The sequence below is a fragment of the Variovorax boronicumulans genome (genome assembly GCF_040544675.1).
Classification (GTDB): Bacteria; Pseudomonadota; Gammaproteobacteria; order Burkholderiales; family Burkholderiaceae_C; genus Variovorax; species Variovorax boronicumulans_D.
On sequence record NZ_JBEPKK010000003.1, the window covers coordinates 24,650 to 48,986 of the forward strand.

The 24,337-nt window shown below is 66.8% G+C and carries 21 protein-coding genes; 16 read left to right on the forward strand and 5 right to left on the reverse strand.

Annotated features, from left to right (window positions below; translation table 11 throughout):
* Positions 1–53: 53 nt before the first annotated feature.
* From ABIC90_RS05990 to ABIC90_RS06000, 3 genes are read right to left on the reverse strand one after another with little or no spacing between them, the layout of a single operon-like run.
* Entirely contained in the window at positions 54–458 is a 405-nt protein-coding gene (locus tag ABIC90_RS05990) for a hypothetical protein (protein ID WP_354353157.1), read from the reverse strand.
* Complete coding sequence (locus ABIC90_RS05995; protein WP_354353158.1) at positions 458–901, reverse strand: DNA polymerase III subunit chi; 444 nt, start codon at positions 899–901, stop codon at positions 458–460. Before ABIC90_RS05995 ends, ABIC90_RS05990 begins: the two co-directional genes overlap by 1 nt.
* A complete protein-coding gene (locus ABIC90_RS06000; protein ID WP_354353159.1) occupies positions 898–2,427 on the reverse strand; it encodes a leucyl aminopeptidase in 1,530 nt (509 codons plus the stop codon). The genes ABIC90_RS05995 and ABIC90_RS06000 overlap by 4 nt, the downstream gene beginning before the upstream one ends.
* Positions 2,428–2,448: 21 nt before the next feature.
* Between ABIC90_RS06000 and lptF the strand changes: the two genes are divergently transcribed.
* The 6 genes from lptF to ABIC90_RS06030 all read left to right on the forward strand — a co-directional run bounded on the left by lptF (position 2,449) and on the right by ABIC90_RS06030 (position 7,530).
* Positions 2,449–3,591, forward strand: a complete 1,143-nt coding sequence (lptF, locus tag ABIC90_RS06005) for an LPS export ABC transporter permease LptF (protein ID WP_354353160.1) — start codon at positions 2,449–2,451, stop codon at positions 3,589–3,591.
* A complete protein-coding gene (gene lptG, locus ABIC90_RS06010; protein ID WP_354353161.1) occupies positions 3,588–4,694 on the forward strand; it encodes an LPS export ABC transporter permease LptG in 1,107 nt (368 codons plus the stop codon). Before lptF ends, lptG begins: the two co-directional genes overlap by 4 nt.
* Complete coding sequence (locus ABIC90_RS06015; RefSeq protein WP_354353162.1) at positions 4,691–5,068, forward strand: sirohydrochlorin chelatase; 378 nt, start codon at positions 4,691–4,693, stop codon at positions 5,066–5,068. The genes lptG and ABIC90_RS06015 overlap by 4 nt, the downstream gene beginning before the upstream one ends.
* Positions 5,069–5,131: 63 nt before the next feature.
* Positions 5,132–6,073: a CysB family HTH-type transcriptional regulator gene (locus ABIC90_RS06020; RefSeq protein WP_354353163.1), complete on the forward strand. Its 942-nt coding sequence runs from the start codon at positions 5,132–5,134 to the stop codon at positions 6,071–6,073.
* Positions 6,070–7,242 carry a pyridoxal phosphate-dependent aminotransferase gene (locus tag ABIC90_RS06025; RefSeq protein WP_354353164.1) on the forward strand — a complete coding sequence of 391 codons (1,173 nt, stop codon included), beginning with the start codon at positions 6,070–6,072 and terminating at the stop codon, positions 7,240–7,242. Before ABIC90_RS06020 ends, ABIC90_RS06025 begins: the two co-directional genes overlap by 4 nt.
* 129 nt (positions 7,243–7,371) lie before the next feature.
* On the forward strand, positions 7,372–7,530 hold the full coding sequence (locus tag ABIC90_RS06030) for a DUF3309 family protein (RefSeq protein ID WP_354353165.1): 159 nt from the start codon (positions 7,372–7,374) through the stop codon (positions 7,528–7,530).
* A gap of 70 nt (positions 7,531–7,600) precedes the next feature.
* On the opposite strand, the gene hrpA is transcribed toward ABIC90_RS06030, so the two are convergent.
* Positions 7,601–11,383, reverse strand: a complete 3,783-nt coding sequence (gene hrpA / locus ABIC90_RS06035) for an ATP-dependent RNA helicase HrpA (protein ID WP_436318178.1) — start codon at positions 11,381–11,383, stop codon at positions 7,601–7,603.
* A 250-nt stretch (positions 11,384–11,633) separates the two neighbouring features.
* On the opposite strand from hrpA, the gene argA reads away from it, so the two are divergent.
* The 3 genes from argA (at position 11,634) to ABIC90_RS06050 (ending at position 14,751) form a co-directional block, all read left to right on the forward strand.
* Positions 11,634–12,980 (forward strand): amino-acid N-acetyltransferase, encoded by a 1,347-nt coding sequence (gene argA, locus ABIC90_RS06040; protein ID WP_354353167.1) that lies wholly within the window; start codon positions 11,634–11,636, stop codon positions 12,978–12,980.
* Between the two features lie 25 nt (positions 12,981–13,005).
* On the forward strand, positions 13,006–13,644 hold the full coding sequence (locus ABIC90_RS06045) for a LysE family translocator (RefSeq protein ID WP_354353168.1): 639 nt from the start codon (positions 13,006–13,008) through the stop codon (positions 13,642–13,644).
* Positions 13,645–13,749: 105 nt separating this feature from the next.
* On the forward strand, positions 13,750–14,751 hold the full coding sequence (locus tag ABIC90_RS06050; protein ID WP_354353169.1) for a DUF3829 domain-containing protein: 1,002 nt from the start codon (positions 13,750–13,752) through the stop codon (positions 14,749–14,751).
* An 18-nt stretch (positions 14,752–14,769) separates the two neighbouring features.
* On the opposite strand, the gene ABIC90_RS06055 is transcribed toward ABIC90_RS06050, so the two are convergent.
* A complete protein-coding gene (locus ABIC90_RS06055) occupies positions 14,770–15,777 on the reverse strand; it encodes a zinc-dependent alcohol dehydrogenase family protein (RefSeq protein WP_354353171.1) in 1,008 nt (335 codons plus the stop codon).
* 93 nt (positions 15,778–15,870) lie between these two features.
* Between ABIC90_RS06055 and ABIC90_RS06060 the strand changes: the two genes are divergently transcribed.
* From ABIC90_RS06060 to ABIC90_RS06090, 7 genes are all read left to right on the forward strand, one after another.
* Positions 15,871–16,737 (forward strand): LysR family transcriptional regulator, encoded by an 867-nt coding sequence (locus ABIC90_RS06060; protein WP_354353172.1) that lies wholly within the window; start codon positions 15,871–15,873, stop codon positions 16,735–16,737.
* Between the two features lie 31 nt (positions 16,738–16,768).
* A complete protein-coding gene (dapC, locus tag ABIC90_RS06065; protein WP_354353173.1) occupies positions 16,769–17,989 on the forward strand; it encodes a succinyldiaminopimelate transaminase in 1,221 nt (406 codons plus the stop codon).
* Positions 17,990–18,066: 77 nt separating this feature from the next.
* Positions 18,067–18,900 carry a 2,3,4,5-tetrahydropyridine-2,6-dicarboxylate N-succinyltransferase gene (gene dapD / locus ABIC90_RS06070; protein ID WP_354353174.1) on the forward strand — a complete coding sequence of 278 codons (834 nt, stop codon included), beginning with the start codon at positions 18,067–18,069 and terminating at the stop codon, positions 18,898–18,900.
* A 54-nt stretch (positions 18,901–18,954) separates the two neighbouring features.
* Positions 18,955–20,106, forward strand: coding sequence for a PilT/PilU family type 4a pilus ATPase (locus ABIC90_RS06075; RefSeq protein ID WP_354353175.1), 1,152 nt, complete (start codon positions 18,955–18,957; stop codon positions 20,104–20,106).
* Between the two features lie 26 nt (positions 20,107–20,132).
* Positions 20,133–21,308 carry a succinyl-diaminopimelate desuccinylase gene (dapE, locus tag ABIC90_RS06080; RefSeq protein WP_354353176.1) on the forward strand — a complete coding sequence of 392 codons (1,176 nt, stop codon included), beginning with the start codon at positions 20,133–20,135 and terminating at the stop codon, positions 21,306–21,308.
* The gene (prmB, locus tag ABIC90_RS06085; RefSeq protein ID WP_354353177.1) at positions 21,305–22,186 is read left to right on the forward strand and encodes a 50S ribosomal protein L3 N(5)-glutamine methyltransferase; all 882 of its coding nucleotides are present in this window, start codon (positions 21,305–21,307) and stop codon (positions 22,184–22,186) included. Before dapE ends, prmB begins: the two co-directional genes overlap by 4 nt.
* A gap of 160 nt (positions 22,187–22,346) precedes the next feature.
* The gene (locus tag ABIC90_RS06090; protein ID WP_354353178.1) at positions 22,347–24,329 is read left to right on the forward strand and encodes an ABC-F family ATP-binding cassette domain-containing protein; all 1,983 of its coding nucleotides are present in this window, start codon (positions 22,347–22,349) and stop codon (positions 24,327–24,329) included.
* Positions 24,330–24,337 lie beyond the last annotated feature (8 nt).

The following is a 24,337-nucleotide window of genomic DNA, read 5'->3' on the forward strand; positions in this document are numbered from 1 at the left end:
GACCAGCGGCACCCTCACGCCATTCCGACCTGCGGCGCAGTTTAGCCGAGGATTTACACGCCGGAAGCTGGCGTAGACCCTGTGTTTTCGGAGAGTTCGGCGGCCATCGATTCGATGACCAACGCGCGCAGCACGGCCTCGATTTCGCCCCGCAGTCGCGGCACCATGTCGTCGAGTTGCTGCTGCACCGCGGCCGACACGGCATCGCTCAAACGCTCCTCCAGAGAGAAGTCGACGCGCTGCAGCACACGATGCAAAAGCTGCTCTTCGAGGCTGACGATTTCCGCCTGCGACAGCTGCGCCGCCACGGGCAATGCGACGGCACCGGCCGGGTCGGGCCGGGGTGGCGGTGTATCGGCCGCCCCGTGCGTTTCGGCTCCCGCGGGTTCGGCCGGAATTTCGAGCACCGTGGTCAGTGTGGGAACAAACCGGGGCGGCGTGCGCAGTGTGCTGGCCATCAGGAGGCGCTCCTTGCGAAATCATGCGGCTGGATGGTGTAGCCGCGATCGGCATAGTGGCGCCAGCGCGACCGGCCGACCTGGCGGTCGTTGGTTTCGTCGCTCACGATGTCGATGAGGCGCTCGAACCGCTCGAAGCCCGCCGGCACGTCGAGGCCCAGATTCACGAGCATCTCGCGATGCGGCAACGAGGCCGCATCGGCGCCGCCCGCGGAAAGAATGACGGGCGACCGCGCGACCACATGGGCCTGCGCGTCGCTGCGGCAATGCGCCACGAAATCGACGGGCGACAGTTGCCAGAGCGCCACATCGACCGCATCGAGCATCTGCGGATCGCCGACCACCACCACACGCAGGCCGCGCGCATTCACAGCCTTGCGAACGAGCCGGCAAGCGTAGTTGAGCTTGTCCGGCGCGTTGAAGTGAAAACCAATTTCCGTCACTTCGCGGACCGGGCCTTTCGAGCCGGTGCCTTGGCGGGTGCGGCGCTGTCGGTGGCCGCCTTCTCGGACGCGCCATCGGCATTGCCGTTTCGCGCGCGGGTCGTCAGGTAGGACACCAGCAAGCCGACGGGCCGCCCGGTCGAGCCCTTGGCCGCCCCGCTCTTCCACGCGGTGCCAGCGATGTCCAGGTGCGCCCAGGCGAAGTCGCCGACAAAGCGCTGCAGGAACTTGGCCGCGACGACCGCACCGCCGGCACGCCCGCCGATGTTGGCCACATCGGCGAAGTTGCTCTTGAGGCCTTCGGCGTAGTCGTCGTCCAGCGGCAGGCGCCAGCAGCGGTCTTGCGACTCCTCCCCGGCGGCCTGGAGTGCCGCGGCCAGCGTCTCGTCGCTTGCAAACAGCCCGCTGCGCACGCCGCCGAGCGCCACCACGCAGGCACCGGTGAGCGTGGCGATGTCGATCACGGCGGCCGGATCGAAGCGCTTGGCATAAGTGAGCGCATCGCACAGGATGAGCCGGCCTTCGGCGTCGGTGTTGAGCACCTCGATGGTCTGCCCGCTCATGCTGGTGACCACGTCGCCGGGCTTGACGGCCCTGCCGTCGTTCATGTTCTCGCACGAAGGAATGAGGCCCACGACGTTGATCGCGGGCTGGATCTCGGCCAGCGCGCGGAATGTGCCCAGCACGCTCGCGGCGCCGCACATGTCGAACTTCATCTCGTCCATCTCGGCCGCGGGCTTGAGCGAAACGCCGCCGGTGTCGAAGGTGATGCCCTTGCCGACCAGCACCACGGGCGCCTCGTCCTTCGCCGCCCCCTGATAGCGCAGCACGATGAAGCGCAGCGGCTCGGCCGAGCCCCGGGCCACCGCGGCGAACGAGCCCATGCCGAGCTTCTCGACCTCCTTGGGGCCCAGCACTTCGCACTTGATTTTGGGCAGCTTGGCCAGTTCCTTGGCCACGTCGGCCAGCAGCGTGGGCGTGGCGTGATTGGCCGGGCGGTTGCCCCACTCCTTGGCCAGCTCGATGCCCAGCACCGTGCCGCAGGCCTCGTCGAAGGCCTTGCGCACGCCGGCTGCGTCGGGCACGCCGAGGGTCAGCGCGCGGATGCTGCGCGGCTCGGCCTTCGACTTGGTGGCGGTGTAGACATAGCTGGCATCGGCCGCGGCCGTGACCGCGCAGGCCACCGCCGCCGCCTCGGCCGGCTGCGCGAAGACGACGACGACCCGCTTGGGCCGATGGGCCTTGGCCGCATTGACGGCCGCGATCACGCCGCTGCGCACCGATGCGGGCGTGCCGTCGCCGACGGCCGCGAGCACCACGCGCGAGGCGACCACCTCGTCGGGGCGGTAGAGCGCGAGCAGCTTGCCGGCCTTGTCGGGAAAGTCGCCGGCCTTGCGGGCACTTGCGGCGAGGACGGAGAGTGCGTCCTTGGCGGTGATCGGCGCGCTGCCGACGAGCACGATGAGGACATCGGATTTTTCGGCTGCGGCCTGAGCGACAGAGAGGGTCTTGAGTTGAAAGTCCATAATCCTTTTTTTCCTCGAACGATGTTATTCCATTCTTCCCTACGCAAGGAGCTGTCCCGCAGCTTCGGAGCGACCCTCGTGGTCCTGGTCACCATCGTGATGACCATGATGCTCATCCGTACCCTCGGGCTCGCGTCCAAGGGCAGCGTGAACCCGGCCGACGTCTTCATCGTGATGGCCTACACGGTGCTGGGCTACATGCCCACCATCCTGAGCCTGAGCCTGTTCATCGCCATCGTCGGCACGCTCTCGCGCATGTACCGTGACAGCGAAATGGTGATCTGGTTCTCCAGCGGCCGCGGGCTGGTCGACTTTGTGGAGCCGCTGTTCCGCTTCTCGTGGCCGGTGCTGGTCCTGATCGCCGCCATGGCGCTGGTGGGCTGGCCCTGGGCCAATTCGCAGACGATGGGCATGCGCCAGCAGTACGAGCAGCGCAGCGACATCGAGCGTGTCACGCCCGGCGAATTCCGCGAGTCGTCGGGCCGGATGCGCGTCTTCTTCATCGACAAGGACACCCCGGACGGCGCCACCGCCACCAACGTCTTCATCTGGGCCATCGAGCGCGGCCTGCAGATCACCACCTCGGCGCGCAGCGGCCGCATCGAAGACATCGGCCCCAACCGTTTCCTGATGCTGAGCAACGGCCAACGGCTGGAGCGCCCGCTGCTGCCGACCTCGGGCCTCAAGATCAGCGAGTTCAAGACCTACGGCACCCGGGCCGGCGGAAGCTCGGATGCCGGGACCAACGCCACGCCGGCGCGTGCCCGCACCACGCTGTCGCTCTTGCGCGACCGCAGCGACGCCAGCCTGGGCGAGCTGGGCTGGCGCGTGGGCATGCTGCTGGCCGCCATCAACTTCGTGCTGCTGGCGCTGACCGTCTCCAGCGCCAACCCGCGCGTGGGGCGCAGCGGCAACCTGCTGCTCGCGCTGTTCGCCTTCGTCATCTACTACAACCTGCTGAACCTCGGCCAGAGCTGGGTCAGCTCCGGGCGCTACGGCATGGGCAGCTTCATGCTGCTGCTGCACGGCGGGGTTTTCCTCATCGGTACGGCGTGGCTGGTGCTGCGCAACAACAACTGGGGACAGCGCAGGAAGAAACCCGTGCGCACGATCGCCGGCGGCCTGCCGACGCCCAAGCCCTCCAAGATCGATCCCACTTCGTGAAAACCATCAGACGACTGATCTACGTCGAGGCACTGAAGGCAGTGGCTTTCGTGACGCTCGGCTTCCTGAGCCTGTTCTTCTTCTTCGACTTCGTCGACGAACTGCAGTCCGTCGGCAAGCCCGAGAGCATGGCCTACGGCCCGATGCAGGCGCTGGTGTATGTGGCGCTGCTGATCCCCAGCCACCTCTACGAGCTGCTGCCGATCACCGTGCTGATCGGCTGCATCTTCGTGATGGCGCGCCTGGCGCAAAGCTCCGAATACACCATCCTTCGCACCAGCGGCCTGGGCCCCTGGCGTGCGCTGCGCACGCTGCTGCTGCTGGGCCTGGGCTTCGTCTTCCTCACGTTCGCCGTGGGCGACTACATCGCGCCGCTGTCGGGACGCACCGGCCAGTTGCTCAAGTCGCGCTACCAGGCCCCCTACACGCTGGTGGGCAACACCGGCGCGTGGCTCAAGGAAAAGCGCGACAACGTCTCCTATGCGGTGAACGTGCTGTCAATCTCGCGCGACGGCACGCTGCAGAACACGCGTATCTTCGAATTCGACGCCAACGGCTATGTGAGCAAGCAGCTGGTCGCCAAGTCCGCGCGCATCTTCGACGGGCACTGGACGCTGGCCGACGTCGAAAAGCAGGACTACGAGACGCGCAGCGCCGACAAGGCCCGCATCGTCACCACCGAAATCCCGCAGATGGACTGGAACACCTCGCTGACCGCCGAAATGGTGTCGGTGGCGCTGCTTCGGCCAGACCGCATGAGCACCATCGACCTGTTCGACTACATCCGCCACCTGGACGCCAACGGCCAGACCGCACAGCGGTACGAGATCGAGTTCTGGCGCAAGGTTTTCTATCCGCTGTCATGCCTGGTGATGGTGGTGCTCGCCCTGCCCTTCGCTTACCTGCACTTCCGCCAGGCCGGCATCACCACCTACGTATTCGGCGGCGTGATGATCGGCATCAGCTTCTTCCTGCTGAACAACGTGTTCGGCTACCTGGGCAACCTGAGCAACTGGTCGCCCTGGCTCACGGCGGCGGCGCCGGGAATGATCTATTCGGTGATGTCGTTGACAGCCTTCAGCTGGCTGGTTCTTCGAAGATGACCGCGGCCGTGGCATTGCGGGGCATCGTGCTCCTGGCACACGGCTCGCGCGACCCGCGCTGGCGCGAGCCCATCGAGGCCGTGGCTGCGCGCGTTCTGCAGGACGACCCGGCGGCGCGCATCGTCTGTGCCTACATGGAGCTGGCCGCACCCGACCTTCACGCTGCCGCAGCCAGCCTCATTGCGGACGGCGCCACCGCCATCCGGCTGGTTCCCCTGTTCCTCGGAATGGGCAAGCACGCCCGCGAAGACCTGCCGCTGCAGCTCGAAACCCTTCGAAAAACCTGGCCCGACACCGACTTCTCGCTCGCCCGCATCGTCGGGGAAGAGCCCGAACTGGTCGCGCTGCTGGCCAGAATCGCAGTCAAAAACTGACGATCGGGCAATTTCGATAGACTCCGAAGGCATAATGAATTCCGCAATAAGACGGAATTTGATATGAATCTGCACCAATTCAAGTTTGTTCAGGAAGCCGTACGGCGCAACCTGAACCTGACCGAGGCAGCCAAGGCGCTGCACACGTCGCAGCCCGGTGTCTCCAAGGCCATCATCGAACTCGAAGAAGAGCTGGGCGTCGAGATCTTCGCGCGCCACGGCAAGCGCCTCAAACGCGTGACCGAGCCGGGCCAGCATGTCATTGCCAGCATCGAACTCATCATGCGCGAGGTCGGCAACCTCAAGCGCATCGGCGAACAGTTCAGCGCGCAGGACAGCGGCACCCTCTCCATCGCCACCACACACACCCAGGCGCGCTACGTGCTGCCGGTGCCCGTGGCCAACCTGCGCGAGGCCTACCCCAAGGTCAACGTGAGCCTGCACCAGGGCTCGCCCGACCAGGTGGCGCGCATGGTGATCGACGAAATCGCGGAGATCGGCATCGCCACCGAATCGCTGGACGGCTACGCCGAGCTCGTGACCCTGCCCTGCTACGAATGGCAGCACGTCCTGGTGCTGCCCAAGGACCATCCGCTGGCCGCCAAGGAGCGCATTTCGCTCGAAGACCTGGCGCTGGAACCCATCATCACCTACCACCCGTCGTTCACTGGCCGCACGCGCATCGACCACGCCTTTGCGCAGAAGAAGCTCTCGCCGCGCATCGCGCTCGAAGCCATCGACTCCGACGTGATCAAGACCTACGTGCGCCTGGGACTGGGCGTGGGCATCGTGGCCGAGATGGCCGTGCGCGACGAGTCGAACGCCGACCTCGTGGTGCGCCCCATGGGCCATGTCTTCGGCCAGAACATCGCGCGCGTCGCCTTCAAGCGCAGCGCGTATCTGCGCAACTTCGTCTTCAAGTTTGCCGAGTTGCTGTCCGACCGGCTGGACCGCAACCTGATCGCCAAGGCCCTGAGCGGCCACCCACAAGACTACGAGCTATGAGCACAGTTCAAACCCCACGCACGCCCGAGATCACCACCAAGCTGCCCGCCGTCGGCACCACCATCTTCACGGTGATGTCGGCGCTGGCCGCCGAGAAGAACGCGGTCAACCTCGGCCAGGGCTTTCCGGATTTCCATTGCGACCCGAAGCTGCTCGAAGACGTGACGGCCGCCATGGCCGCCGGCCACAACCAGTACCCGCCGATGCCGGGCATTGCGGCACTGCGCGATGCCATCGCCGCCAAGATTTCGGCGCTTTACGGCCACAGCTACAGCGCGGCCACGGAGATCACCGTGACCGCGGGCGCGACGCAGGCCATCATCACCGCCATCCTGGCCATCGTGCGGCCGGGCGACGAGGTGATCGTGCTGGAGCCCTGCTACGACAGCTACGTGCCCAATATCGATCTGGCCGGCGGCAGCGTGGTGCGCGTGCCGCTCACCCCGGGCACCTTCCGCCCCGACTTCGACAAGATCGCCGCCGCGCTCACGCCGCGCACGCGCGCCATCATCGTCAACACACCGCACAACCCGAGCGCCACCGTGTGGACCGAGGCCGAGATGCGCAAGCTCGAAGAGCTGCTTGCCCCGACCGATGTGTTTGTGATTGCCGACGAGGTCTACGAGCACATGGTGTTCGACGCGGCACGCCATGAAAGCGTGGCCCGTTTTCCGGGCTTGGCCGCGCGCAGCTTCATCGTCAGCAGCTTCGGCAAGACCTATCACGTGACCGGCTGGAAGGTCGGCTATGTCGCCGCGCCCGCGCCGCTGATGGCCGAGTTCCGCAAGGTGCACCAGTTCAACGTGTTCACCGTCAACACGCCGATGCAGCACGCGCTCGCGCAATACATGGTGCAGCCCCAGCCCTACCTCGAGCTGCCGGCCTTCTACCAGCGCAAGCGCGACCTGTTCGCCGCCGGCCTGGCCGAGAAGACGCGCTTCAAGCTGCTGCGCAGCGAGGGCAGCTACTTCCAGTGCGTCGACATCTCGCCCGTGAGCGACCTCTCCGAGGCCGAGTTTTGCCTCTGGCTCACGCGCGAGATCGGCGTGGCGGCGATTCCGCTGTCGGCTTTCTACGGCAACGGCTTCGACCAGCGGGTGGTGCGCTTCTGCTTCGCCAAGAAGGACGAAACGCTCCACGCGGCGCTGGACCGGCTCTCCAGAATCTGACGGCGGGCCACCCGCCGACGCCCGCGGTAGGACAGCCCTGACCGCCGAAGTGGCGGCTCTCCCGCGCCTGGCGCGCACCGGGACGCCGAGCATCAATGCTCGTCACAACAAACGTCCCAGGAGAAAACCATGTCCCTCTCGCTCATTTTGCTGATCGTGCTGATCCTGATCCTCATCGGCGCGCTGCCGAGTTGGGGCTACAGCCGCTCCTGGGGTTACGGGCCCAGCGGCGGTGTCGGCCTTGTGGTCGTGATCGTCATCATCCTGGTGCTCATGGGCCGCATATAGTCCGCGTCCGCACCAGAACGGAGCCCGCCTCAATGGCGGGCTTTTTCATGCCTGCTTTTCAGGCCTGCTCTCAGGCCTGCAACTGGGACCAGGCCTTGTCCAAACGCTTGACGCTCACCGGCTGCGGCGTGCGCAGCTCCTGCGCGAAGAAGCTCACGCGAAGCTCTTCGAGCAACCAGCGGAATTCGAGCATGCGGTCGTCCACCACGCCCTTGCGCTCGGCCACCAGCCGCCAGTAGCGCTGTTCCTGCGGACGCAACTCGGCCAGCTTGGCGGTGTCGCGCGCGGGGTCGGCGCGCAGTTTGTCCAGGCGCAACACGATGGCCTTGAGGTAGCGCGCAAAGTGCTGCAGCTGCGTCCAAGGTGAGTCGGCGATGAAACGCTTGCCGACCAGCTTCTGCAATTGCTGCGCGGCGTCCTGCACGGCGTCGGGCTGGATCTTCGTGTCCTTGATCTTGCGCGCGGCGGCCGCGTACTCCACGAGGATGACCGACGCCAGCCGCGCCACTTCGTTGGCGATCAGCGTGAGCCGTCCCCGGCCCTCTTCCAGCCGGCGCTTGAATGCAAATTCATCCGTAGGCAGCGGCTCCTGCAGGAATGCGCGGTCGATGGCCACGTCGATGATCTGCGCGCGCAACTCTTCGGAAGTGCCCAGCGGCATGTAGGCCACGGCCATCTTCTGCAGGTCGGGGATGTTTTTCTCCAGGTACTTGAGCGCATCTTTCAGCTGCAGCGCGAACAGCCGGCGCAGGCCCGCGCGGTGCCTGGCGGCGGCCACCGCGGGCTCGTCGAACACCTCGATGGTCACCGCGTCGCCCTCGTCACGCAGCGCCGGAAAGCCGATCAGCGATTGCGCGCCGCGCCGCACTTCCATGAGCTCGGGCAGTTCGCCGAAGGTCCAGGCCGTGTAGCGCTGCCCGGCGGGCAAGGCCGGCGTCGCCTTTTCGGGCGCGGCGCTTTTGGCCGGGGCCTGCCCTTCGCCGTCCGCCGCAGCCTTGGGCGCCGGCGACGCCTTGACGTTGAGCCCCGCCAGCGCCTGGAACGCGCCGCGCGCCTGCGCGCCCAGCTCGGCCTTCAGCGCGCCCAGGTTGCGGCCCATGCCCAGCTGGCGGCCATGCTCGTCGACCACGCGCAGGTTCATGAACAGGTGCGGCGGGAGCATGTCGAGCTTGAAGTCGGCACGCTTGACGTCGATGCTCGTCATGTCGCGCACGCGCTTGAGCAGCACATCGGTGAGCGAGCCCGTTCCGAAGATCTCGGGCACCGAGAGCGCCTCGGCCAGCTTGGTCGCCGACTCGGGCAGCGGCACCAGCCGCGAGCGCGGGCGCTGCGGCAGGCTCTTGAGCAGCGCCTGGATCTTGTCCTTGAGCATGCCGGTCACCAGCCATTCGCAACGCTCTTCGTTGACCTGGTTGAGCACGAAAAGCGGCACGCTCACCGTGAGCCCGTCCTTCGCATCGCCGGGCTCGTGCAGGTAGGCCGCGGCGCAATCGACACCGCCCAGCCGCAGCGTGGCCGGGAACGACTGCGTCGTGATGCCCGCGGCCTGGTGGCGCATCAGCTCTTCGCGCGTCAGGTACAAGAGGCGCGGCTGGTCCTTCGAGGCATGGCGGTACCAGTTCTCGAAAGTGATGCCGCTGGCCACATCGGCGGGCAGTTGCGCATCGTAGAAGGCGAAGATCAGCTCTTCGTCGACCAGCACGTCCTGCCGGCGCGCCTTGTGTTCCAGCCCCTCGACTTCCCGCACCAGCTTGCGGTTGGCCGCAAGGAACGGGAACTTGCTTTCCCATTGCCCGCCGACCAGCGCCTCGCGGATGAATATCTCTCGCGCGGCAATCGGATCGACCTTGGTGAAATCGACGCGGCGCCCGCTGTAGACCACAAGGCCATACAGCGTCGCGCGTTCCAGCGCCGAAACCTGCGCGCCCTTTTTCTCCCAGTGCGGATCGAGCAACTGCTTCTTCAGCAGATGGCCCGCCACCTGCTCCAGCCATTGCGGCTCGATGTTGGCAATGCCGCGCCCGAAGAGGCGCGTGGTCTCGACCAGTTCGGCCGCGACGATCCAGCGCCCGGGCTTCTTCTTCAGATGCGCGCCCGGGTGCTTGTAGAACTTGATGCCGCGCGCGCCGAGGTAGGCCTCGTCGTCTTCGAGCTTCCAGCCGACGTTGCCCAACAGGCCCGCGAGCATCGACAGGTGCAGCGGTTCGTAGCCGGCCGGCTCCGCGTTGATGCGCCACTTGTGCTCGGTGACCACCGTCAGCAGCTGCGAATGGATGTCGCGCCATTCGCGCACGCGGCGGATGTTGATGAAGTTCTGGCGCAGCAGTTGCTCGTACTGGCGGTTGCTGAGCTTGTGGGTGTCGCCATGGCCGCCGCGCGCGTCGGCGATCCATTTCCACAAACGCAGGTAGCCGCTGAACTCGCTCTTCTCGTCGTCGAACTTCGAATGCGCCTGGTCGGCCTGCTGCTGCGCTTCCATCGGGCGGTCGCGCACGTCCTGCACGCTGAGGGCGGAGGCGATGACCAGCACCTCTTCGAGTGCGCCGCGCGTGCGGGCTTCCAGAATCATTCGGCCCACGCGCGGGTCCAGTGGCAGCCTGGCGAGTTCGGCGCCGGTGGCGGTGAGCTCGTTCGCATCGTCGACCGCACCGAGTTCGTTGAGCAACTGGTAGCCGTCGGCAATTGCGCGCGGCGACGGTGCCTCCAGGAACGGAAAGCGCGCCACGTCGCCCAGGCGCAGCGACTTCATCCGCAGGATCACGCCCGCCAGCGAGGAGCGCAGGATTTCCGGGTCGGTGAAGCGCGGGCGGCCCGCGAAATCCTTCTCGTCGTAGAGCCGGATGCAGATGCCGTTCGCCACGCGGCCGCAGCGGCCCGCGCGCTGGTTGGCCGCGGCCTGGCTGATCGGCTCGACCAGCAACTGTTCGACCTTGCTGCGAAAGCTGTAGCGCTTGACGCGCGCCGTGCCGGTGTCGATGACGTAGCGGGTGCCCGGCACCGTGAGCGAGGTTTCGGCCACGTTGGTGGCCAGCACGATGCGTCGGCCCGAGTGGCTCTCGAAGATGCGGTCCTGCTCCGGCCCCGACAGCCGCGCAAACAGCGGCATGACTTCCGCGTTGCGAAACAGCGGCTGATGGCTCAGGTGGCGGCGCAGGTGATCGGCGGCTTCGCGAATCTCGCGCTCGCCGGGCAGGAACACGAGGATGTCGCCCGCGTTGTGCGGATCGCGCCAGAGCTCGTCGACGCCGTCGGCAATCGCGTCGTTGATGTCGTGCTCGCGCGATTCCTCGAAGGGACGGTAGCGCTGCTCGACGGGGAAAGTGCGGCCCGACACATAGATGATCGGCGCAGGCCCCTTGGTGGACGCAAAGTGCTGCGCAAAGCGGTCGGCATCGATGGTCGCCGACGTCACGATCACCTTCAGGTCGGGACGGCGCGGAAGGATCTCGCGCAGGTAGCCGAGCAGGAAGTCGATGTTCAGCGAGCGCTCGTGGGCCTCGTCGATGATGAGCGTGTCGTAGGCCTTGAGCAGCGGATCGGTCTGCGTTTCGGCCAGGAGGATGCCGTCGGTCATCAGCTTGACCGAAGCGTCGCGGCTCAGGCGGTCCTGAAAACGCACCTTGAAGCCGACCACGTCGCCCAGCGGCGTCTTCAGTTCTTCGGCGATGCGCTTGGCCACGGAGCTCGCGGCGATGCGGCGCGGCTGCGTGTGGCCGATGAGCCGGCCCTTGCCGGGTTCGGCGTTCATCTTGCCGCGGCCCAGAGCGAGCGCAATCTTCGGCAGCTGCGTGGTCTTGCCCGAGCCGGTTTCGCCGCAGACGATCACGACCTGGTTCGCCTGAATGGCGGCCATGATCTCGTCGCGCCTGCCCGAGACAGGGAGCGATTCGGGGAACTCGATGCGCAAGGGGGCGGAGGGTGTCGTGGTCGTCAAGGCAGAGCAGTCGGCAGCAGCAGGCGGCGGGCAAACCGTCGATTATCGGCGCGCGCCGCGGCTGTTGCACGGCGTCGCCCGGCCCTGCCCACCGGCGGGCGCGCCTGTACGTTGCGCGCATTGGCCTGCCTCGTACGAAATGCTTTTCGAGAATGCACAATCACGCCCCATGTCCACCGTCTTCAATTTCACCTTCGTGCCCTGGTTCCGCTCGGTCGCGCCCTACATCCACACGCACCGCGGCAAGACTTTCGTGGTCGGGCTCGCGGGCGAAGCGATCGCCGCGGGCAAGCTGCAGAACATTGCGCAAGACCTGGCGTTGATCCAGAGCATGGGCGTGAAGATCGTGCTGGTGCACGGCTTCCGCCCGCAGGTCAACGAGCAGCTGGCGGCCAAGGGCCACGAGGCGCGCTACTCGCACGGCATCCGCATCACCGACGAAGTGGCGCTGGACTCCGCGCAAGAGGCCGCGGGCCAGTTGCGCTACGAGATCGAAGCGGCCTTCAGCCAGGGCCTGCCGAACACGCCGATGGCCGGCTCCACCGTGCGGGTGATCTCGGGCAACTTCATCACCGCGCGTCCCGTGGGCGTGGTCGACGGGGTGGACTTCAAGCATTCGGGCCTGGTGCGCAAAGTCGATGCCTCGGGCATCCGCCGTACGCTGGACTTCGGCGCGATGGTGCTCATGTCGCCCTTCGGCTTCTCGCCCACCGGCGAGGCCTTCAACCTCACGATGGAAGAAGTCGCCACCAGCGTGGCCATTTCGATCCAGGCCGACAAGCTGATCTTCCTGACCGAGATTCCCGGCATCCGCATGGACAGCGAGCTGCCCGAGAGCGAAGACAACCCCATCGACACCGAACTGCCGCTGGACGCCGCCGAGAAGCTGCTCGCCTCCCTGCCCCCCGCGCAGAAACCCACCGACACCGCCTTCTATCTGCAGCATTGCGTGAAGGCCTGCAAGGCCGGCGTGGAGCGCAACCACATCCTGCCCTTTGCGCTGGACGGCTCGCTGCTGCTGGAGGTGTACGTGCACGACGGCGTCGGCACCATGGTGATCGACGAAAAGCTCGAAAGCCTGCGCGAAGCCACCGTGGACGACATCGGCGGCATCCTGCAGCTGATCGAACCCTTCGAGCGCGACGGCACGCTGGTCAAGCGCGACCGCACCGAGATCGAACGCGACGTGGGCCACTACACGGTGATCGAGCACGACGGCGTGATCTTCGGCTGCGCGGCGCTGTACCCGTACCCCGAGGGGAAGACCGCCGAAATGGCCGCGCTGACCGTCTCGCCGCTGTCTCAGTCGCAGGGCGACGGCGAGCGCATCCTCAAGCGCATCGAGCACCGCGCCAAATCGATGGGCCTGGAAAGCATCTTCGTGCTCACCACGCGCACGATGCACTGGTTCCTGAAACGCGGCTTCCAGCAGGTCAACCCCGACTGGCTGCCTGAAGCCCGAAAGCGCAAGTACAACTGGGACCGCAAGAGCATGGTCCTGGTCAAGAAGATCTGAACGACGCGCCGAGGGAAACACCGCGATGACATTCGCCACCGCCCTGCTGTTTGCCGTCGTGGCCTTCGCGGCCATCGCAACACCCGGTCCCACCGTGCTGCTGGCGCTGAGCAACGGTTCGCGCCATGGCGTGCGCCGGGCGCTGCCGGGCATGCTGGGCGCGGTGCTGTCGGACTTCGTGCTGGTCGGCGCCGTGGCGCTCGGCCTCGGCGCGCTGCTGGCGGCGTCGGAGTTCTGGTTTTCGATGCTCAAGTGGGTCGGCGCGGTCTACTTGGCCTGGCTCGGCCTGCGCATGCTGCGCTCCAAGGGCGGCTTCCAACTGCCGGACGCCGACGCCGCAGCCACGGTCACGGCGGGCGAAAACCGGCGCATCTTCTTCAAGTCCTTCCTCGTGGCAGTGACCAACCCCAAGGGCTACATCTTCTGTTCGGCGCTCCTGCCGCAGTTCATCGACCCGACGGCCGCGCAGGCGCCGCAGTACCTGATCATTGCGCTGATCTTCGCGGGCCTCGACATGCTGGTGATGCTGGGCTATGCCTTCGTCGGCGCCCGCGCGATCCGCCTCCTGACGATTTCGGCCACGCGCTGGATCGACCGCGCCTGCGGCGGCATGCTGCTGGCGCTGGCGGGCTCGCTCGCCTTCTACCGGCGCAGCGCCGCCTGACCCCTCGACCGCTGTCCTCAGGCAGCGGCGCCCCTCCCCACGATGTCTCGCGCGAGCCGTGCCACGGCTTGCCTTTGCTGTTTTCTTAACGGAGGAAAAGAAAGAATGAAGTACCACACCCTTTTGGGAGCCACCCTCGTCGCCATTTCGGCGCTCGTCGCAGGTTGCGGCGACAAGGCGGACAAGACCTCGCAGGCACAGGCACAGGCCCAGGTCAGCGCCAAGCAGTCCAGCAACGAGCAGCAGCTCATCGAAAAGTACAACATCTACGTTGACGTTTCCAACAACCTGCGCACCTCGTTCCAGGAAGCGCGCGAGAGCTACGTCGATAGCCAGGTGCCGCTGCTCCAGGCCAAGGCGCCGCTGACCAGCCTGCGCATCCAGAACGACATCCTCGTGGACCGCTCGGCCAAGAAGCTGGACAGCGCCGCCGCCATCGCCGCGCCGCTGCCCGAGATCGATGAATCTGCCAAGGCGTTCTCGGCCGCGCTCAAGGTGCTGTCGCCCCTGAGCCGCGAGCTGAACGACTACGCCAACTCCAAGGGCTACCTCGCCGACAACGGCGACAAGGCGCGCCAGATGAACAAGGACTACCTGGCCGCGCTCACCACCGTTGCCGAGGCCGAAGCGGCCTTCGACAGGGGCCTGAGCGCCCGCGACCAGGCGCTCACCAAGGAAGCCTTCGAGAAGGCGCCCAAGGACACGGCCGCCTACTACCGCGCCGGGCTCATCTATCACGGCAAGTTGAACCACGCCGATGCCATGACGCTGTTCGCGGCGCCCAACGATCCGAAGGCGCTTGCCGCCTTCGAAGCCTCGCTGGCGCTGGTGGCCGACTCGGCCGCGGGCTGGAGCAAGAAGATGGCCGAGCAGTCGACCCAGAGCGGCAAGAGCTGCAGCGGCGGCATGCTGCAGATCAACGAGTTCATCGGCCAGTCGCGCTCGATCGTCAAGGACATCAAGAACGGCGTGTTCGCTCGCAAGGAGACCGGCGCGATGGCCAAGATGCCGGCGTACATGCGCAGCTCCAGCATCGTCAGCTCGGCCAACCGCTACAACCAGAACTTCGCCAACATGATCGGGCAGTTCAACCATCCGCTTTGCTGAGGCGATTCAGGCCGCAGTTCAGGCCGCGGTATCGACCACGATGCGGCCGCGGGCCTTGCCCGATTCGACGGCCTCGTGGGCGGAGGTAGCCTCGTCCAGCGTGAAGCGGCGCGCGTCCATCAGCGGCACGAGCTGCCCGGCTTCGGCCAGCCGCGCCGCCGCTTCCAGGATCTCGCCGTGGTGTGCGCGGCCCCGTCCCGTGATCATCGGCAGCAGCGTGAACACGCCCGAATAGGTCGCCGCGCGGAACGACAGCGGCGCCAGCTTGTGCGTGCCCCAGCCGAGGCAGCTGACGACATGGCCACCGTAGCGGCGGGCAGCGGCGAACGACGCATCGAGCACCGCGCCGCCAACCGTGTCGTAGACCACGTCGAAGCCTTCGCCGGCGGTGTGCTGCGCGACATAGTCTTCCACCGATGTCGTCGTGAAATCGATGGGCGTCGCGCCGAAGCGGCGGATGGTTTCGGCCTGCTCCGGCCTGCCGGTCGCGAACACCCTGGCGCCCAGAGAGCGCGCCAGCTGCACCGCCATGTGGCCGACGCCGCCAGCCCCGCCGTGCACCAGCACCGTCTGCCCGGCCTGCGTCTTCGCACGGTCCACAAGCCCTTCGTAGGCGGTGATGAACACCAGCGGCATGCCCGCCGCTTCGCGCATGCCGAGGTTGTGCGGCTTGAGCGCGATCAGGTCGGCATCGACCGCCGCGTACTCGGCGAGCGTGCCTTGCAGGCCACCGATGCCGCCGGCCATGCCGTAGACCTCGTCGCCGCGCTTGAATCGGGTCACGCCCGGGCCGACCGCTTCCACCACACCGGCCAGGTCCATGCCCAGCACCGCGGGCAACGGCTGTTGCGCGTGCGCGGCCTGGCCTGCGCGGATCTTGGTGTCGAGCGGATTCACGCCGCTCGCGTGGACGCGCACCAGCACCTCGTTGCGGCCCGCCGCGGGACGCGTGAGCTCGGCGCTGCGAAAGGGCTGGCCGGCGGCGTCGAGCACGGCGGCGCGCATGGTTGAAGAGGAAGTCGTCATCGGGAAATCCTTGAAGTTGTGAAGCGATGGGGCGATTGTTCGATCAACACAAATGCAAGTAAATCGACAGAACTGCAGGTTTATCATTCACAAATGAATGACGCCCCCATGGAGTGGAGCGACATCAAGGTCTTCCTGGCCATCGCCCGCACCGGCACGCTGATGGCCGCGGCCCGGCAGATCGGCCTGTCGCAGCCGACCATGGGCCGGCGGCTGAAGGCGCTGGAGGCCAGCCTGTCGCTCACCCTTTTCCAGCGCACGAGCGACGGGTTCGTGCTCACGGCCGAAGGCGAATCGGTGCTCGGCCATGCCGAGCGCATGGAGGAACAGGCGCTCGCGTTCCAGCGCGAACTCGAAGGCCGCGAGCAGCGGCTGGAAGGCTCGCTGCGCGTGTCGTCCTCGGACTGGTTCGGCGTGTACGTGCTCTCGCCGATGCTGGCTGGGTTCATCCGCAAGCATCCGGGCGTGAGCGTCGAACTGCTGACCGACACGCGGCTGCTGAACCTCGCGCGGCGCGAAGCCGACCTCGTCTTTCGCATCCAGCCCTTCGACGAGCCCTACATCCTGCAGCGCAAGCTGATGCGCACGGAGTACGCGCTCTTCGGGGCCGATGGGCGAGAGGCGCCGAAGCCCGGCGATGGCACCGGCACCGCGCTCGTCACGCTCGACACGGCCTACCGCGACTTCCCCGACGTCGTCTGGCTGCGCCGGCTGCTGCCCAACGCGCGCGTTGCCTTCGCGAGCAACAGCCGCGAGGTGCAGGCCCGGCTCTGTGCCGCCGGCACCGGCCTGGCCGTGTTGCCCGTCGCGCTGGGCGACCAGACCCCGGGCCTGCGGCGCCTCGACCTCGGCGAAGCGCCGCCCGGGCGCGACGTCTGGCTGGGCTACCACCGCGACCTGCGGCGCCTCGCGCGGCTGCGGGCGCTCATCGACTGCACGATCGAGGCCCTGGCGTCGTGAAGCAGACACCCCGTCGCCGATAATCCCGCCCATGAATCCCTTGCTTTCCAGGTTGCAGCCGTACCCCTTCGAGCGGCTGAAGCAACTGTTTTCGGGCGTCACGCCCAACCCCGAATTCGCACCCATCAGCCTCGGCATCGGCGAACCCAAGCACGCCACGCCGGCCTTCATCAAGGAAGCACTGAGCGCCAGCCTTGGCGCGCTGGCCGCCTACCCGGCCACCGCCGGCGACCTGAAGCTGCGCAGCGCCTTCACCGGCTGGCTCCAGACCCGCTACGGCCTCGGGCTCGATCCGGCCACGCAGGCGCTGCCCGTCAACGGCTCGCGCGAAGCGCTGTTCTCGCTGGCCCAGACGGTGATCGATGCCACCGTCTCGCCGCAGCCGGTGGTGCTGTCGCCCAATCCGTTCTATCAAATCTACGAGGGCGCCGCGCTGCTCTCGGGCGCCGAGCCGTACTACGTGCCGAGCGTGCCGTCGCGCAATTTCGCGGTCGACTGGGACAGCGTGCCTGACGACATCTGGGCCCGCACGCAGCTGGTGTTCGTCTGCTCGCCGGGCAATCCGACCGGCGCGGTGATGGCGCTGGACGAATGGCAGAAGCTCTTCGCGCTGTCGGACCGCCACGGTTTCGTGATCGCGGCCGACGAGTGCTACAGCGAAATCTACTTCCGCGACGAGCCCCCGCTGAGCGGCCTGGAAGCCTCCGTGAAGCTGGGACGGCCCGATTTCAGGAACCTGATCGCGCTCACCTCCCTTTCGAAGCGCAGCAACGTGCCGGGCCTGCGCAGCGGCTTCGTGGCGGGCGACGCGGCCATCATCAAGAAATTCTTGCTCTACCGCACCTACCACGGCAGCGCCATGAGCGGCATCGTGGCCGCCGCCAGCATCGCGGCCTGGGGAGACGAGGCGCACGTGGTGGAGAACCGCGCCAAGTACCGCGCCAAGTTCGCCGCCGTCACGCCGCTGCTGGAACCGGTGCTCGACGTGCGCCTGCCCGACGCCAGTTTCTACCTCTGGGCCGGCGTGCCCGAAGTGTGGGCTGGCGACGACGAAGCCTTCGCCCGCGCGCTCTACGCTCAATACAATGTCACGGTTCTGCCGGGGAGCTATCTGGCGCGAGACACGACACACGGCACCGAGCGCGCAAACCCCGGCAAGGGCCGCATCCGCATGGCCCTGGTGGCCGAAACGGCCGAGTGCGTGGAAGCGGCCGGACGCATCGTCCGCTTCGTCAACGACGGCCGCCGCTGACGACCGACCCGCCGCCGCCAGCCAGCCATCCGTCACTCATTGCCCCTGGCCCCGATTCTTCACCCGAGACTTTCCTCATGACCCAGCAACTGCAACAAATCATCGACGCCGCGTGGGAAGACCGCGCCAACATCTCGCCCGCCGCCGCCCCCGCCGAAGTGCGCGACGCCGTGGAGCAAGTGATCACCGAGCTCAACAACGGCAAGCTGCGCGTGGCCACCCGTGAAAGCGTCGGCCAGTGGACCGTGCACCAGTGGATCAAGAAGGCCGTGCTGCTGTCGTTCCGCCTGAAGGACAACGAACAGATGCAGGCCGGTTCGCTCGGCTTCTTCGACAAGGTGCCGACCAAGTTCTCGCACCTGTCGGCCGCGGAGCTGAAGGAATCGGGCGTGCGCATCGTGCCGCCGGCCGTGGCCCGCCGCGGCAGCTACATCGCCAAGGGCGCGATCCTGATGCCCTCGTACGTGAACATCGGCGCCTACGTGGGCGAAGGCACCATGGTCGACACCTGGGCCACCGTGGGTTCGTGCGCACAGATCGGCGCCAACGTGCATCTGTCGGGTGGCGTGGGCATCGGCGGCGTGCTCGAGCCGCTGCAGGCCGGCCCGACCATCATCGAACACAACTGCTTCATCGGCGCGCGCTCCGAAGTGGTCGAAGGCGTGGTGATCGAAGAGAACTCGGTGCTCGGCATGGGCGTGTACATCGGCCAGAGCACCCCGATCTTCAACCGCGACACCGGAGAGACCTTCTTCGGCCGCGTGCCGTCCGGCAGCGTCGTCATCAGCGGCAACCTGCCCAAGAAGACCAAGTCGGGCCAGGACTACAGCACCTACGCCGCCATCATCGTCAAGACGGTCGATGCGCAAACGCGCTCCAAGACCAGCCTGAACGACCTGCTGCGCGACTGACCCGCCCACGCTTTCGTCCCCTGAGATAACAACAGCACCCGAGGAGAGAGACCGATGAACATGATGGAGCGAATTCTTCGTTTGATGGCCGAGCGCAAGGCCTCCGACATCTACCTCTCGGCCCACTCCCCGGTGCTGATCCGCATCAACGGCATCTGCGTGCCGATCAATGCGCAGGTGCTGCCCGCGACGGCGCCGCTCGCGCTGCTGTCCGAGGTGGTGCCCGAAGCCCGCATCCAGGAGCTGGAGAGCACGGGCGAACTGAACATGGCCGTCGCCCTCGAAGGCGCCGGCAATTACCGCATCAGCGCCATGCGCCAGCGCGGCACCTATGCGGTGGTGGTGCGGCACATCGCCTCGGTCATCCCGAGCTTTGCCGACCTGAACCTGCCCGACATCCTGAAGACGCTGATCATGGACAAGCGCGGGCTGATCCTGATGGTCGGCGCCACCGGCGCGGGCAAGACCACCACGCTCGCCTCGATGCTCGACTACCGCAACGAGAACGCCAGCGGCCACATCCTCACGGTGGAGGAGCCGATCGAGTTCACCTACACCAACAAAAAGTCGATGGTGAACCAGCGCGACGTGGGCAGCGACACCACGTCGCTGCAGACGGCGCTGAAGAACGCGCTGCGCCAGGCGCCCGACGTGATCCAGATCGGCGAAATCCGCGACCGCGAAACCATGACGGCCGCCATTGCCTACGCGCAATCGGGGCACCTGTGCGTGGCCACGCTGCACGCCAACAACAGCTACCGCGCGCTCAACCGCATCCTGAGCTTCTTCCCGGTGGAAGTGCGCGCCACGCTGCTGGGCGACCTGGGCGGCGCGCTGCGCGCCATCGTGTCGCAGCGCCTCTTGCGCACACCCCAAGGCGCCCGCGTGCCGGCGCTCGAAGTCATGCTGAACACGGTGCTGGTGGCCGACCTGATCGAAAAGGGCGACTTCTCCGCCGTGAAGGAGGCCATGGAGCAATCGATGGCCGAAGGCTCGCAGACCTTCGAGGAAGACATCGCCCGCCTCATCACCGAGGAACGCGTGACGCGCGAAGAAGGCCTGCTGCACGCCGATTCGCCGACCAACCTGCTGTGGCGCCTGCAGAACCGCGCCGCGCCCAAGCAACAGCCACTCGAAGACCGCAGCCTGACGGACCAGGTCGACGAACCCACCTTTACCGACATCACGCTCGACGTGAAGTTCTGAACCACGCCCTTCCGGCTTTTTTTCCGATGTCCCGCACGCTACAGCTCGCCGAACAACTCATCTCGCGCCCCTCGGTCACCCCTGACGACGCGGGCTGCCAACAAATCCTCGGCGAACGGCTGGCGCAACTGGGCTTCACGCTCGAAACCATCGAGAGCGGGCCGGCCGACTTTCGCGTGACCAACCTCTGGGCGGTGCGCCGCCCGATTGATGCGGCAGGCAGCAAGACGCTGGTGTTCGCCGGCCACACCGACGTGGTGCCCACCGGCCCCATCGAGCAGTGGACCAGCCACCCGTTCACGCCCACGCACCGCGACGGCAAGCTCTACGGCCGCGGCGCCTGCGACATGAAGACATCGGTGGCGGCTTTCGTCGTGTCCATCGAAGAATTCCTTCAGGCCACGCCCGACCCCAAGCTCACGCTGGCCCTGCTGCTCACCAGCGATGAAGAAGGCCCGGGCGTCGACGGCACCGTCATCGTCTGCAACGGGCTGGCCGCGCGCGGCGAGGTCATCGACTACTGCATCGTCGGCGAGCCTACGGCGGTGGAGCGCTGCGGCGACATGATCAAGAACGGCCGTCGCGGCACCATGAGCGGCAAGCTCACGGTCAAGGGCGTGCAGGGGCACATTGCTTACCCGCACCTGGCGAAGAACCCGGTGCATGCGGTGGCGCCGGCGCTGGCCGAACTCGTGGCCATCAACACGGCTGGCGGCTGGGATGCAGGCAACGACTATTTCCAGCCGACCAGTTGGCAGATCAGCAATTTCCACTCGGGCACGGGCGCGAGCAACGTAATTCCGGGCCATGCGGTGATCGATTTCAACTTCCGCTTCTCGACCGAATCGACGCCTGAATCGCTGCAGCAGCGCGTGCACGCGGTGCTCGATGCGCATGGCGTCGACTACACGCTCGCATGGACGGTCGGCGGCCTGCCCTTCCTCACTACGCCGGGGGAACTGGTCAGTTCGGTGCAGGCGGCCATTGCCGACGAAACCGGCATCGCGACCGAGCTTTCGACCAGCGGCGGCACGAGCGATGCGCGCTTCATCGCCAAGATCTGCAAGCAGGTGGTCGAGCTCGGCCCGGTCAACGCCAGCATCCACAAGATCGACGAGCACATCGACGTGGCCGAAATCGAGACCCTGAAGAACATCTACAGGCGCACGCTGGAACGGCTCGAAGCCTCGCTCGCCCGATGAGCACTGTCATTGAGCTCATCGAGGCCGGCGCGAAAAGCCTGACCGAAGCCGGCGTGGCTTTCGGACACGGCACCGCCAACGCCTTCGACGAAGCCGCCTGGCTGGTGCTGTGGCGCCTGAAGCTGCCGCTGGACGACATCGATGCGGCGGCTGACACGCCCGTGGCCCCGGCCGATGCCGCCAAGGTGGCCGCGCTGATCGACGAACGCATCGCCACCCGCAAACCCGCCGCCTACCTCACGAAGGAAGCCTGGCTGCAAGGCGTGCCCTTCTACGTGGACGAGCGCGCCATCGTGCCGCGCAGCTTCGTCGCCGAGCTGATTGCCGACGGCAGCATCGACTACTGGCTCGGCGAACATACCCGGCGCGTGCTCGACCTGTGCACCGGCAACGGCAGCCTGGCCGTGCTCGCGGCGCTGACCTACCCCGATGTGACGGTGGACGCTGCCGACCTGTCGGTCGCGGCGCTCGAAGTCGCGGCCATCAATGTCACCCGGCACGCACTCGACGCGCGCGTGAAGCTGGTCGAATCCGACGGCCTGGCCAACCTGCCCGGCCCCTACGACCTGGTGCTCTGCAACCCGCCCTATGTGAACAGCGCCAGCATGGCCGCCCTCCCCGCCGAATACCGCGCCGAGCCCGAGCTGGCGCTGGCGGGCGGCGCCGACGGCATGGACTTCATCCGGCAGCTGTTCGCCGATGCGCCTTCACGCATGAGCGAGCAGGCGGTGCTGGTGCTGGAGATCGGCAACGAGCGCGATCACTTCGAGACGGCTTTTCCGCAGCTCGAGGTGGTGTGGCTCGAAACCTCCGCGGGCGAGGACCAGGTCTTGCTTGTGACCCGCACCGCCTTGCTGGCCGGGGCCGGCGCGCGTTAGCTGCGCCCGCCCGAGCCCCTTTCCGCTTCATTTCCGCCTTATTTCCGCAGCGTGGGCTGCGGTCTCCCTTGACCAGGCGATCCCTTCCTTTCCCCGATTTGCCCCCTGGCGCAAGCCGCCACGGGCCGGGCGGGATAATCGCCCCTACGGTTCCTATTTCATGATTACTCTCAAAAACGTCATTCTTCGCCGCAGCGCCAAGAAACTGCTCGACGGCGCCACCGTCACCCTCAACCCCGGTGAAAAGGTCGGCCTCGTGGGGCGCAATGGCGCGGGCAAGTCCTCGCTGTTCGCGCTCTTCAACGGCTCGCTGCACGAAGACGGCGGCGACTTCTACGTGCCCAAGCAGTGGCGCATGGCCCAGGTGGCGCAGGACATGCCCGAAACCGAAGAATCGGCCACCGAATTCGTCGTCGGCGGCGACACCCGCCTCACCGAACTGCGCACCACGCTCGCGGCCATCGAGGCCGCCTACGCCGAGAACCCCGACGACGCCGACATCGGCATGGAACTGGCCCACGCCTACACCGACCTGGCCGATGCCGGCGAGCATGACGCCGTGCCGCGCGCGCAGGCGCTGATCCTGGGGCTGGGTTTCAAGTCGCACGAGCTCGACGGCGCCGTCAACAGCTTCTCGGGCGGCTGGCGCATGCGCCTGCAACTGGCCCGCGCGCTGATGTGCCCGAGCGACCTGCTGCTGCTGGACGAACCCACCAACCACCTGGACCTGGACGCACTCGTCTGGCTCGAAGCCTGGCTGCAGAAATACGCCGGCACCATGATCGTGATCAGCCATGACCGCGAGTTTCTGGACGCGGTGACAGATGTCACGCTGCACATCGCCAATGCCCAGCTCACGCGCTACGGCGGCAACTACAGCAAGTTCGAAGACATGCGCGCGCTGCAGATGGAACAGCAGCAGGTCGCGTTCTCCAAGCAGCAGGACAAGATCGCCCACCTGCAGAAGTTCATCGACCGCTTCAAGGCCAAGGCCAGCAAGGCCAAGCAGGCGCAAAGCCGCGTGAAGGCGCTGGAGCGCATGGAACGGGTGGCGCCGCTGCTCGCCGAAGCCGACTTCACCTTCGAATTCAAGGAGCCGGGCAACATTCCTAACCCGATGCTCTCGATCGCCAATGCGAGCTTCGGCTACGAGGTGGAAGGCGCCGAGCCCAAGACCATCCTGCGCGGCGTGAGCCGCTCGGTGCTGGCGGGCCAGCGCATCGGCATCCTGGGCGCCAACGGCCAGGGCAAGTCGACGCTGGTGAAAACCATCGCGCGCGAAATGGGCGCCATCGCCGGCGAAGTCACCGAGGGCAAGGGCCTGAACATCGGCTACTTCGCGCAGCAGGAACTGGACGTGCTGCGCCCGCAGGACAACCCGCTGGAGCACATGGTGCGCATGGCCCGCGAACTGGGCAGCGCCGTAAAGGAGGCCACCGGCGAGCAGGCGTTGCGCGGCTACCTGGGCAGCTTCAATTTCAGCGGCGACATGGTCAAGCAGCCCGTGGGCACCATGAGCGGCGGCGAAAAGGCCCGCCTGGTGCTCGCGATGATGGTCTGGCAACGCCCCAACCTGCTGCTGCTGGACGAACCCACCAACCACCTGGACCTCGCCACCCGCGAGGCCCTGGCCGTGGCGCTCAACGAGTTCGAAGGCACCCTGATGCTGGTGAGCCACGACCGCGCGCTGCTGCGCTCGGTATGCGACGAGTTCTGGCTCGTGGGCCGCGGTGTCGTCACCGACTTCGACGGCGACCTGGACGACTACCAGCGCTACCTGCTGGACGAAGCCAAGCGCATGCGCGAAGAGGCCAAGGTCGCCACGCGCGAGGCCATCAGCGCCGCTGCGGCACCGGCAGTGGCCGCAGCGCCGGCTGCCCCCCAACGCAAGCAGGACGCTCAAGACCGCCAGCAGCGCAGCGACCAGGCCAAGCCGATCAAGCGCGAGATCGCACAGATCGACGAACGCCTGGCCGCGGCCGGCAGCGAGCGGACGACGCTGGAAGCACGCCTTGCCCAACCCCTTCCGTCGTCCGAAATCGCCGATGCGGGCAAGCGCCTGAAGGCCTTGAACGACGAAATCGCAAAACTCGAAGAGCGCTGGCTGGCCCTGTCGGACCAGTTGGAGGCGCTGGCCGCCTGAACCCGGCA